Origin of the sequence: Draconibacterium mangrovi, assembly GCF_010586825.1 — a bacterium.
GTDB lineage: Bacteria > Bacteroidota > Bacteroidia > Bacteroidales > Prolixibacteraceae > Draconibacterium > Draconibacterium mangrovi.
Window position 1 is genome coordinate 67,995 of the sequence record NZ_JAAAGB010000012.1, and the last position, 12,266, is coordinate 80,260.

The window sequence follows — 12,266 nt, forward strand, 5'->3', positions numbered from 1 at the left end:
ATTAACGGCCAATTTGTTCGAAAAAAAAGTTTTTGGGATTTATAGCCTATAAAAGTGATGATTTGCATGAATTTGGGATTTTTGTCATTTATCCGGGATAAGAGACGTTAATCCCACTTTTCAGTGTTGGAAAGTGATTTAGAAGAGATTTCGACTCCTTTAAGGAAAGCAGGGGCAGAAAAAATTGGATCAGGATGTTTTTAGCGCTTCTTTTAATTGAAGCACATATTGTCTGGAAACGTGAATTACCTGTGGGTAATCGAAGAGATTAAGTTCCAAACCATCGGAGCCACGCGATACTTTTTTAATGTAGTTTTTATTTACCATACACGAGCGATGACAACGAATGATCTCCGGATAATTTTTAAGTAGATTTTCCGTGGTTTTCATGGTGTTCCGAATCAGCTTTTTCTTGATCTCGTCGTTTTGTTTATAAATCACTTCAATGTAATTGTTCGCTGATTTTATCAGTATCAACTGCTCGAGAAAAAGCGTAAAATATTCTGTTTTGTTTTCCGATTCAAACTCAATTTCTTTCGGCGGTTCTTTCGATTCCTTTTTGCCGTTTTGCTCCGGGCTAGGTTCCAGCTTCTGCACTTTCTTTTTCAGCAGATAAAACTGGTTGGTAAGCACCACAACCACCGCCGCTGTTATTGAAATGATGACGATATTGATGACAATTGGAAAGGTCATAGGGATTTGGCCTACGTAGCGAGCAAAAAATGCAAAGGCAACGGAGTTGCAAATCACAAAAAGAAGATCGATGATGATCTCTTTTAAAATGGTCCAGCGCTCCTCGGAAAATGCCGTGATGAAGATGGAAGGAATAACCACCCGAAAAATGCTGAGTAAAACCAGCGTTATTGCGCCAAATGTTGCAAGGATAATGAGGCGGTTATTAAAATCGGGGTTTTGAATTTCGAAGGGCTGAAAGAACAGCAGAAATAAAAAAATACCCAGGCTCACGGACGATATGGAGCGTGCATTTACCTTTAGGTTGTCGTTAAACGGATACTTTTTGTTAAGTGAGTTCAGCATTGGAACTTATTCTTGATTAAAAAACTGCCAGTAATAAATCAATGTCTTTTGCGGGGATATTGAACATGCGGCCCACATCGTGATTGGTGAGAATGCCGTGGTAGATGTACACGCCTTTCCGGAATCCCTTCGATACTTTTATGTAGTTTTCAACTCCGCCGTTATCTCCAATGGCCAGTAAAATCGGAATTAGAATATTACTCAGCGAAATGGAAGCCGTTCGGGCTACCATGGCCGGAGTGTTGGGAACACAGTAGTGCACAACTCCGTGTTTGGTGTATGTTGGGTTGTTAAAATCGGTGCACTTCGAAGTTTCGAAACAGCCCCCCTGGCTTACGTTCAAATCGATAATTACCGATCCTTCTTTCATTTGTTTTACAAGGCTCTCCGAAACTTTAAATTTAGGTGGAGTATTAAAAGCTGTTGCTCCAATAACGGCATCGGCCGAAATAAGGGCTTTGCGTAACACTTTGGGATAAAATACCGAAGTAAAAATACGTCGTCCAAGTTTCTCTTCCAGTTTACTGAGTTCGTAAACCGAAGTATCAAAAACCTTCACAAAAATACCCAGTCCGAGTGCTGCACGCGCTGCATATTCGGCAGCTGTGCTAGTACCTATAATCACCAGTTCGGCGGGTGTAACGCCGGTAACTTCGCCAAACAAAACGCCTTTCCCGTTGCGCGAATTACTCAGGTATTCGCTGGCTATGGTAATGGAAGTAACTCCTGCAATCTGGCTCATTTGATGAACGAAAGGAAGAAAGCCCTCTTCGTTTTCAAGGTATTCAAAAGCAATGGTGGTTACCTTTTTTTGCATCAATTTCTGGATGGATTCATTGCAATGAGCCTGAATCTGCATGTTTGAAATGATAAACTGGTTGCCGCGCAATGCATCGATCTCGTCGCAATCAAAAGGTGCAATGCGTAAAATTATGTCGCACTGAAAGGTTTCTTCTTTGGTATCAACAATGGTAGCACCGGCTTTTTGATAATCCTCGTTGCTGTAGCTGGCCGCTTTTCCGGCGTTGCGTTCAATAAGAATTTCGTGCCCGTACGAAACCAGTAAATCAACGGCTTGCGGCGATAAAGGTACCCGGTATTCAACTTTCGACAGATCGGAAGGAACGCCAATCTTTATTTTCTGGCCCTTCTTTTTTACCTCCAACATCTCTTCTTTGGGCAGAAGCATGGTTTTTGGTATCGATACCTTTTCTCTTGCTTTTTCCATAATTGAACTTAATGAATTTATCTGACGAAATCAACAGCACCAATTTACAAGCAAAAGGGGAGTTTTCAAAGAAAATTAACCGGGAAGTAGAAAGCAGTGTTGGCAGGCTATATTTCCTGCGCGGTAATCAGGCGGGTATTGTCGTCCTGGACTTCAATTTTTACCTCCACCATTTTTTCGGGCAGAAGCGGTTCGATCATCTCCGGCCATTCAATCAGGCAGTAGTTTCCGCTGTAAATGTAATCTTCGTAACCCAGGTCGTAAGCTTCCTCGATATCTTTTATCCGGTAAAAATCGAAATGGTAAATTGAATCAAAGTCGGCAGTGCTGTATTCGTTTATCAGCGCAAAAGTAGGACTGGTAACGTTGTCGTCCGATCCCAATGCACGGCAAACCGACTGAATGAAAGTTGTTTTGCCCGCACCCATTTTGCCGTAAAATGCAAAAACGCGGTCGGTACTAAATGCTGTAATTAACTCCTTTGCAGCTACTTCAAGCTCGTCGAGCGAATTGATCTTTTTTGAATACATTTCTTCCAACAATTTTTGCAATTATACAAAAAGCACCACATATTTTGCAGCCCATGAAATAAAATGCGATAAAAATCAGGGAAATGCATGGGTATAAGGGGGTTGTTTTTAATTAAAATGTTTTAATTTTGGCAAATATGTTGAAGTGAAATGCACCCGGCAAATTTGCAAAGCGATAGATTTAAAGGGCGGCTTTCAACCGGTTCGATTTAAATAATTTAAAACTAAAAATATGAATATTCCAGCTGATTTGAAATATACGCAAGACCACGAATGGGTACGCGTTGAGGGAGATGTAGCTGTTGTAGGTGTTACCGATTTTGCTCAGGGAGAACTGGGTGATGTTGTGTTTGTTGAAATTGAAACTGAAGGTGAAACACTGGATAAAGGTGAAACTTTTGGTACAGTTGAGGCAGTGAAAACCGTTTCTGACCTGTTTATGCCGGTTGGAGGTGAAGTTGCCGAGTTTAACGAAGACCTGGCCGATGACCCTGAATTGGTAAACAAAGATCCTTACGGAAAAGGATGGATGATTAAAGTGAATATTGCTGATGCATCGGAGTTGGATGACCTGATGGATGCTGACGCTTACAAAGCAATGATTGAAGCTTAAGAGATTTACAGCATACGTAAATGCCTCATCGTTTTCGGTGGGGCATTTTTTTGTGCCATTGTTTGATGAAACCCATCTGTCACATTCAGGCAGCTTGTCATTGAAATATGGAACCATTCCTAAGATTTAATTCTGTCCGCCATAATTCGATGAAAGCTTCTTTTGGGTTTTGTTTAGCCTTTCATCAACCGATGAAAGCTGGTAAGAATTTAGTTATACACTTTCATTATAGGATGAAAGACTGTAAATAGTATATTTCTTCATTTCATCAACCGATGTTAGCTTGTTGAAATGCACAAAAAAGCCGGAATCAAAATGATCCCGGCTCTTTATATTGTTTATCGAATTAATTATACCGATGTGAATTCAAATTAAACTTTTCAATCGGCATTAGCCATTGTAATTTCAGCCTTTCGCTTAAGGCTCATGCTGAAAACAATTGGTATTATCCGCATTTCGAGCATCCGCAAGAGAGGCAGGTTAAACAGCCTTCCTGGTACACTACATCGTCAGATCCACATTCGCCGCATTTTGCATCATCGGCAATTGTTCCGTCCGGAATGTATTTCTTTAGTGCACGTGCCACACCTGCTTTCCACGAGTTAATGGTTTCGTTGTCCAGTTGCAGACTGGTTACCAGTTCAACAATTTTATGAATTGGCATTCCGTGGCGCAAGGTTCCTGAAATTAACTTGGCGTAGTTCCAGTATACCGGGTTGAATTTGTGCGACAATCCTTCAATAGTGGTTTTGTAGCCACGTTTGTTCGCGTATTGGAAATCGTAACGCGAATCTTCGCCTTCCCAGCTTTTAATAATGTAACCTTTTGTTACCGAGCGAGGCAGCAGAATTCCGTCTTCGTCGTCGTGCAAACCGGTGAAAATCTCGTATGGTTTGCCATCCGTTAAACCGATAAAAGCAATCCACTTCTCTTTGTTGTTTTGGAAACGTACAACGTCGGCTTCCAGTTTTTCAGGACGTTTCAGTGGGAATGAGCCGTCTTCTGTTTTTTTCTTGTTGTCGTCGTTCGAAATAAGCACACCCGAGCGTGAGCCGTCGCGATAAACGGTAACACCTTTACAACCGCTTTTCCATGCTTCGAAATACAAGTCGCCAACCAGTTCTTCTTTTACATCGGCAGGCAGGTTGATGGTAACCGAAATCGAGTGGTCAACCCATTTCTGGATTCTTCCCTGCATACGCACTTTATTCAGCCAGTCAACATCATTCGATGTAGCTTTGTAATAAGGCGATTCTACTACCATTTTATCCAGCTCTTCCTGTGGATATTCAACAGAGGTATCGTAACCATTCGCTTTCATCCATGTTTTAAAGTGGTGGTGGAAAACGGTGTACTCTTCCCATGAGTCGCCAACTTCGTCAATAAAATCAACACGAACATTTTTGTCGTTTGGATTTACTTTGCGACGGCGTTTGTATACCGGAAGAAAAACCGGTTCGATACCTGATGTTGTTTGTGTCATCAGGCTGGTTGTTCCGGTTGGAGCAATGGTTAACAGCGCAATGTTTCTACGGCCGTATTTTACCATTTTTTCGTAAAGCGCTGCGTCCGCATCTTTAAGACGGTTGATAAGCGGATTGTTCTTTTCGCGCTCGGCATCGTATATGGTAAACGCTCCACGGTCTTTTGCCAGGTATACCGACGAACGATAAGCTTCAATGGCAATTGTTTTATGAATTTCTTCCGAGAAATCAGTTGCATTATCGCTTCCATAACGTAATCCTAATGCAGCCAGCATGTCGCCTTCAGCAGTAATCCCAATACCTGTACGGCGGCCTTCTTTTGCTTTCCGACGAATACTTTCCCAAAGGTTTCTTTCTGTAAATTTAATTTCTTCAGCTTCCGGATCTTCCTCAACTTTTTCTAAAATGGCATCAATTTTTTCCAGCTCAAGATCGATAATGTCGTCCATAATGCGCTGTGCGTAATGGATGTGTTCTTTAAACAATTCGAAATTGAACTTCGCTTCTTTGGTAAATGGATTTTCAACGTATGAATACAAGTTGATGGCTAACAGGCGGCAGCTATCGTATGGGCATAACGGAATTTCTCCACAAGGGTTGGTAGAAACCGTGCGGTAGCCCAGGTCGGCGTAACAATCAGGCACCGATTCTTTAATAATGGTATCCCAGAAAAGAATTCCCGGTTCGGCTGATTTCCAGGCATTTTTTACAATCTTTTTCCAGATTTTACCGGCATCGGTGTTTTTGGTGTACTGCGCTTTTCCGTTGATCGGGTATTGCTGAGTGTAAGGAGTTCCCGATTCAACAGCCTGCATAAAATCATCCTGGATTTTTACCGATACGTTGGCGCCGGTTACTTTGCCCTGTTCCATTTTGGCGTCGATAAAACTTTCCGAGTCGGGATGTTTAATCGATACCGAAAGCATAAGCGCACCACGGCGTCCGTCCTGGGCTACTTCGCGTGTTGAGTTGGAGTAGCGTTCCATAAACGGAACAATACCGGTTGAAGTTAATGCCGAGTTCTTTACCGGAGAACCTTTTGGGCGAATGTGCGACAGGTCGTGTCCTACACCTCCGCGGCGTTTCATCAATTGCACCTGTTCCTGGTCAATTTTCATAATTCCACCATACGAATCCGAGTTACCGTCGTTGCCAACCACAAAACAGTTGGATAGTGATGCAATTTGGTAGTCGTTTCCAATACCCGTCATTGGTCCTCCCTGCGGAACAATGTATTTGAAATCTTTAAGGACGCTGTAGATTTCATCTTCGGTTAATGGGTTAGGGTAACGTTCTTCAATGCGTGCGATTTCTTTTGCAAGTCGTTTGTGCATATCGTCCGGTGTTAGCTCAAAAATATTTCCGAACGAATCTTTAAGGGCGTACTTATTCACCCAAACTCTTGCTGCCAAATCGTCTCCTCTGAAGTACTCTAGCGAGGCTTTTACTGCTTCTTCCTGAGAGTAAATTTTTTTGCCCGCCGGGGCTTTTACAGATACTTCGTTTACTGCCATTTTTTTTCTGTAAGTGTATTAAAAGTTATAAGAATGTATATTCGATTTCTTTAGATGTCAATCACAACAAAATTGTGTAATGCAATATAGAACAGAAAACAAATATTTGGAATTTTTCTGAGCCCTAATTAATTAAAAGTTATCAACTTCAATTTGTTATGATTCAGTAATACAGTATGTTATATATTTGATAGTTAAGAAAAGTTTACCAAAACTGAAAATTATTATTAGCTGATGAAGATTTTTGTTAACAGAATATTACTTGTAAAAATTCAATTTTTCGAAGAATAATTTGCTAACAAAAAGCGTGCAGTTTTTCACTTTTTGTTAAAAACTTTATTTATGATAAGTGTTGTTGAGCCCACATTTTTTTCTACATATTTTTTGCAGATTTCAGAGGCATTTTTCAGGTTGTTGTTGTCATTCAAAAGCTTACTCAGCGTGGCTTCCAATTCAGTAAAATTTTGGATAGGGAAGGCTCCTTTTTCGTTAACCAGGTCAACAGCTTCTTTAAACTTTAAATAGTTCGGTCCGAATAAAATTGGCAATTTAAAAGTAGCTGCTTCCAGAATATTATGAATGCCCACGCCAAAGCCACCGCCTATGTACGCTATGTTTCCGTACTGATACAACGACGATAAAATGCCGATGGAATCAATTATTAACACATCGTAGCTGTTGATATCGGAAATATCGGCTTTGCTGAAGCAAATGGCCGGTTTTTTTAACAATTCCTGAATTCTGTTGATATTTGCGGGTGCAACCTCGTGTGGAGCGATTATAAACTTCACATCGCTGCTGTTGTTAATAAACGCTGCAAGCAGCTCTTCATCGGGCTTCCAGGTGCTTCCGGCAATCAGGGTTACATTTTTGCCTTTGAATTTTTCCACAATTTCGAACTTTTTTGCACCGCGGGCAATTTCGGCCACCCGATCGAAACGGGTATCACCTGAAACAGTATAATGTTTGATGCCGGCCTGTTCAAGCAATTGTGCCGAAGTGTCGTTCTGTATAAAGATATGTTCGAAGCTGTGCAGCATTTTCCGGTACCACTTTCCCCAGGGTGTTGATTTAAAAAACTGCTGGTTTTCTCTGAAAATGGCTGAGATAATATAAAGCGGAATTTGCTGGTTTTTGAGTTCGGCAATGTAATTGTACCAGAATTCGTATTTCACAAAAAATACTTTTTCAGGGCGGACCATGCTGATAAACTCCTGTGCATTCTTTTTGGTATCCATGGGTAAATAGGCAACGATATCGGCACCTTCATAATTCTTTCGGATTTCGTAACCCGAAGGCGAAAAGAAAGTGAGTACGATCTTGTATTGCGGGTATTGCTTTTTTATTTCTTCCAATACCGGCCGGCCTTGCTCAAACTCGCCCAGCGATGCGCAATGAAACCATATGTATGAGGCATCTTTGTTGATAGCCGAACCGAGCTTCTTTGTCCAGTTTTTACGCCCGGCAACAAACAGTTTTGCCTTCTCGTTAAATAAAGCCGCAACACGGATGAAAAGTCCGTAAAATAAAATTCCAAGGTTGTAAAATAAGCTCATCGTTTTCTGAATTAATAGTGTTTCCGGTTGCTTAAATATTCGTAGATCGTTACGTTGATGAGTAATAGTAAAAACAGGTAACCAATCTTTTCAACCGGTACGCCAAAAATAGCTAATCCCATGGTGTGGGCCGAATCGTACACGATTGCCGGAAGCGAATTTAAAATTGCCGAGACAATTAAAAAGGGTATTAATGAGATGGCCAGTGCAAGGTAGAATTTGGTGTAATATTTTCTGAAACGGTTACGAAAAACGGTGTAACCCAGGTAAATTGCCGAAAGGAAGAATGTAAAGAAGCTAAACATCCGGGTACGGAAAATGTAGGCCAAAACTCCTGTTGCGAGCAAAAGCACAAGGCTGATTATCACAAAATCATTGGGCTTTTCGAAATCCTCGAAACGGACTTTCAGCCACTCGTAAATATAAATGGATGATAGGGGAATGATTAAAAATGCCAGCCACTCCTCAACCGGCAATCGAAGCAACTCGATTCCGGAAAGGTAATCGGGATTAAACGTCCAGATTCTCATTTGCATAAACCGGAGATCCCACATTACAAAAATGGCTCCGGCAAAAATTGCGGCAGGCAAAATATACTTTAGCCTGAAAACAAACCGCACCTTTTTCTGAAAGCTGAGAGCCACCGGAATTACCAGGAAGATCAGCAGTAACAGCAGATACGATAGTTTTTGAATTTCCATTTTTCTGAATTTTGAGCAAAGGTATTGGATTTGTTTAAAAAAGGGATTTTGGAAATGATTTTTTATAGCATCCGGAGTTTAAAAAAGAAAGGCGCAACGATTAGTTCGCAGCGCCTTTTATCAGAACTTAAAGTCCTTGTCTAGTATTTTGCTTTTGCTTTTTTAGCAGGGTCTTCTTCGAGCGAAATAAAGCTTATTTTAAACGCATAGCTGTATTCTTTGTCGGTAAGACGGTACTCGTCGTGTGTCCAGGCACCCCAGCTGTCGTCGCCACCAACACCCATTTGTTTGTAATCGATATTAACCGAAGTCAGGTCGCGTGGTTTTACATCGTTAATGTGGCGGTTGATCACTTCAACGCCCGGAACCTGTCGGCCATCGGTACGCTCAACACTTTCAAAATCTTCCATAATGTTGTGGTGTGCACTAACTTCCAATAGCGGCATTCCCGCGAATAACAGACCGTTTCCGGCTTCGTCGGTAATAGTTACCCAGCGAACATCGGTTTTGTTGCCGTTTTCCTGTGGACGAAGATATGCCCAATACTGATCGGCAACGCTACCGCTGTACAAACCAACAAAAGCACCTGTTTTTCTGTCCCAGTACGATTCCTGCGGACCACGGCCAAACCAGCTCATCTGATCGAATTTGCGTGGCATTACCAGGTTCATACCCATACGTACGATTTCCGGCAATTCGTCTTTTGTCATTTTAAAGTTGTTTTCAACAACGATATCTCCTGTGCCATAAACCGTGTAAATCGATTTGTACGAAGCAATTTTTTCTTTGTCCTCGTTTACAAGATCAAAGTTGAAAACCACCTCCACAGTGTTCTTGCTTAACGCTTTTACTGCCACATCAGCCACCTCGCGGTTTTCACCGGCTTTACGCCAAACGCGGCTTCGGTTGTACAGGTTGTTACCAAAGTCGTTGTCGATTGGAGCACGCCAGAAATTTGGAATCGGGCCGCTAATCAACGTTTCAGTCTCACCCTTTTTGAGGCTTGAAATAATACCGGCTTTTTTATCGAAAGTTACCGAGAAGCCTTCGCCCGACACGGTTGCTGCGTCGACTGTTTCTTCCACGTTTACATCCGGCATTTGAGGAATTTTGTATTCTAGTGTTATTGGCACAACGAACGGAATTTCAAATTGCTCTTCGGCTAAAATCCAACCGGCTTTTACAAGGCTCCAGTCTTCTTTCAGTTTTGCATGAACATTCAGGAAATATTCAACACCGGCCTCAGGTTTTACATCAAAACCGATAGTAACCTTTTTGCTTTCCCCCGGAGCTAAATCAATGCTTCCGAGGTCGCCGCTGTCAACTAATTTTCCGTCGGCGGTAACTTCCCAAACAAAGTCGAAAGCCGACAGATTCATAAATACATATTTGTTCTCGATCGAGATAATTCCTTTTTTCAAATCAACCGCATCGAAACCAATATGCTGGTACACTTTCTTCACTTCTAAAAGATGTGGTTTTACTGCACGGTCAGGATCAACCAACCCGTTGTTACAGAAGTTGCCATCAGAAGGAACTGTATCGGGACCAAAGTCGCCACCGTAAGCCCAGAATCCTTCGCCGGCTTCATTGGTAGTCCACAAGCCCTGGTCAACCCAGTCCCAGATGAATCCACCTTGCAGCACATCGTATTTTTCAATCAAATCCCAGTAATCTTGCAGGTTACCAACGCTGTTACCCATAGCGTGCGCGTATTCGCACTGGATAAGTGGTTTGTCGGCTTTTTCCTTGGCAAAACGTTCCATGCCGTCCATGCGCATGTACATTGGGCAGTTGATATCGGTATTTGCTCCGCCGTGTGCCTGCTCGTATTGTACAGGACGCGTGTTGTCAACTGATTTCAGGAAATCGTATGTAGCCATAAAGTTTACGCCGTTTCCGGCTTCGTTACCCAAACTCCAGATTACCACACAAGGTTGGTTTTTATCGCGTTCAAACATATTTTTTGTACGGTACAAATGAGCTGCTTTCCAGGCTTCGTTTTTGGCCAGCGATTCGGCGCCGTAACCCATTCCGTGCGATTCGATATTGGCTTCGTCAACAATGTACAAACCGTATTTATTACACAGCTCGTACCACAATTCCGGTTGCGGGTAGTGCGATGTGCGAACGGCATTCAGGTTATTCTCCTTCATGGTTTTAATATCCAGCAACATGGTTTCTTTATCCTGAACGTGACCGGTTTTGTCGTTATGTTCGTGCAGGTTCGCTCCTTTAATGTAAACGTATTTTCCGTTCACACGAAGGGTTGCATCGATAATCTCAATACGGCGGAATCCAACATCCTGACGAATGACTTCAACAACGTCTTCTCCGTTTTTCAGGGTAATTACGAGTTCGTAGAGATTTGGAATTTCAGCCGACCACTGTTTTACATTTGGAATTTCAGCTTCAAAATTCACCGAGGTTCCGTCGGTAGTTTCCGAGAATTCTTTTACAACATTTCCGTTTTCAGAAAGAACAGCTTCAACGGTTAAATTTCCGCTGTTGGCCAGTTCCACATCCAGTGAGAACAATCCGTTTGTATAGGTGTCATCAAGCGATGAGCCAACACGGAAATCTTTTAAAGCCTGTTGGCCACGAGCAATAAGGTACGCGTCGCGGGTGATTCCGCTTAAACGCCAGAAATCCTGATCTTCCAGATACGAAGCATCGCTCCAGCGGAAAACCTCAACAGCCATGGTGTTTTCGCCCGGAACCAAATATTTGGTAATGTTGAACTCTGCAGGTGTTTTGCTGTCTTCGCTGTAACCTACGTATTGTTCGTTAACCCAGAGATTCATATTCGACGAAACTGCACCAAAATGTGCAATGATTTCGCTGCCATCCCATTCGGCAGGAACTTCGAAAGTACGTTTGTACGATCCTACCGGATTGTAATGCTCCTGAATTAGCGGAGGAGTTTGAGCGTGCGGGTATTTTACGTTGGTGTAAATCGGGTAATCAAAACCAACAACTTCCCAGTTGGCAGGCACCTGAATTTCGTTCCATTCGCGGGTGTCAAAATCATTTTTGAAAAACCAGAACGGGCGTTCCGACGGATTTTGTGCCAGGTGAAACTGCCATGTTCCGTTCAATGATTTTAGTAGTGGCGATTGCCATTTATCTTCGGTACGGGCTTGTTCAACAGAAGTAAAAGGAATAAAGTGGGCATGTGGCTCAGCTTTGTTTACCTGGTAGATACCCGGATCTTCCCAGGGTTTTGGATTGGGTTCATCGTACGGTACATTGGAGTAGTCGGTGTAATTGGTACACGAAACCAACGCAATTAGTGCGATTGAAAAGAAAGTAAAAGTCAAAAAAGATCTTCTTATCATAGTCGTGGAATTAAATGTTTTCTACTTAAAGTGACGACAAATTTAATATTTGCACCTATTTCTCGCTATAACAAAACAGGCAAAAAAATATAACAAAACGGGAAAACTCAGAATTAAGCACTAATTGAAGAGTGCAGATATCTCGTCGGGGATTATTTGTATGTATTTTATTGTTTGGATTATTGGTTATCAAACCTCTTCACCCTTTCTTGATTTGATTCAAACCAGTTGTTTGTTAAGACTGATGGGCTAATATTAAATCTG

At 42.0% G+C, this 12,266-nt stretch carries 8 protein-coding genes; 1 reads left to right on the plus strand and 7 read right to left on the minus strand.

Translation table 11 applies throughout. The annotated features are described in order from the left end of the window. Nucleotides 1-189 precede the first annotated feature (189 nt). The 3 genes from G4420_RS20820 to tsaE form a co-directional block, all read right to left on the minus strand. On the minus strand, nucleotides 190-1,038 hold the full coding sequence (locus G4420_RS20820; protein WP_163325878.1) for a LytR/AlgR family response regulator transcription factor: 849 nt from the start codon (nucleotides 1,036-1,038) through the stop codon (nucleotides 190-192). Nucleotides 1,039-1,054: 16 nt separating this feature from the next. After that, a complete protein-coding gene (locus G4420_RS20825) occupies nucleotides 1,055-2,266 on the minus strand; it encodes an alanine dehydrogenase (protein ID WP_163325879.1) in 1,212 nt (403 codons plus the stop codon). A gap of 107 nt (nucleotides 2,267-2,373) precedes the next feature. Further along, nucleotides 2,374-2,796, minus strand: coding sequence for a tRNA (adenosine(37)-N6)-threonylcarbamoyltransferase complex ATPase subunit type 1 TsaE (gene tsaE / locus G4420_RS20830; RefSeq protein WP_163325880.1), 423 nt, complete (start codon nucleotides 2,794-2,796; stop codon nucleotides 2,374-2,376). A gap of 232 nt (nucleotides 2,797-3,028) precedes the next feature. Here tsaE and gcvH point away from each other — a divergent pair, with 232 nt between their 5' ends. Then, nucleotides 3,029-3,409 (plus strand): glycine cleavage system protein GcvH, encoded by a 381-nt coding sequence (gene gcvH, locus G4420_RS20835; protein WP_163325881.1) that lies wholly within the window; start codon nucleotides 3,029-3,031, stop codon nucleotides 3,407-3,409. A gap of 445 nt (nucleotides 3,410-3,854) precedes the next feature. On the opposite strand, the gene G4420_RS20840 is transcribed toward gcvH, so the two are convergent. The 4 genes from G4420_RS20840 to G4420_RS20855 all read right to left on the minus strand — a co-directional run bounded on the left by G4420_RS20840 (nucleotide 3,855) and on the right by G4420_RS20855 (nucleotide 12,002). Continuing rightward, a complete protein-coding gene (locus tag G4420_RS20840; RefSeq protein ID WP_163325882.1) occupies nucleotides 3,855-6,407 on the minus strand; it encodes an adenosylcobalamin-dependent ribonucleoside-diphosphate reductase in 2,553 nt (850 codons plus the stop codon). A 317-nt stretch (nucleotides 6,408-6,724) separates the two neighbouring features. After that, the gene (locus G4420_RS20845; protein WP_163325883.1) at nucleotides 6,725-7,963 is read right to left on the minus strand and encodes a 3-deoxy-D-manno-octulosonic acid transferase; all 1,239 of its coding nucleotides are present in this window, start codon (nucleotides 7,961-7,963) and stop codon (nucleotides 6,725-6,727) included. Between the two features lie 11 nt (nucleotides 7,964-7,974). After that, nucleotides 7,975-8,664 (minus strand): lycopene cyclase domain-containing protein, encoded by a 690-nt coding sequence (locus tag G4420_RS20850; protein ID WP_163325884.1) that lies wholly within the window; start codon nucleotides 8,662-8,664, stop codon nucleotides 7,975-7,977. Between the two features lie 140 nt (nucleotides 8,665-8,804). Beyond that, nucleotides 8,805-12,002, minus strand: a complete 3,198-nt coding sequence (locus G4420_RS20855; RefSeq protein WP_163325885.1) for a glycoside hydrolase family 2 TIM barrel-domain containing protein — start codon at nucleotides 12,000-12,002, stop codon at nucleotides 8,805-8,807. Nucleotides 12,003-12,266 lie beyond the last annotated feature (264 nt).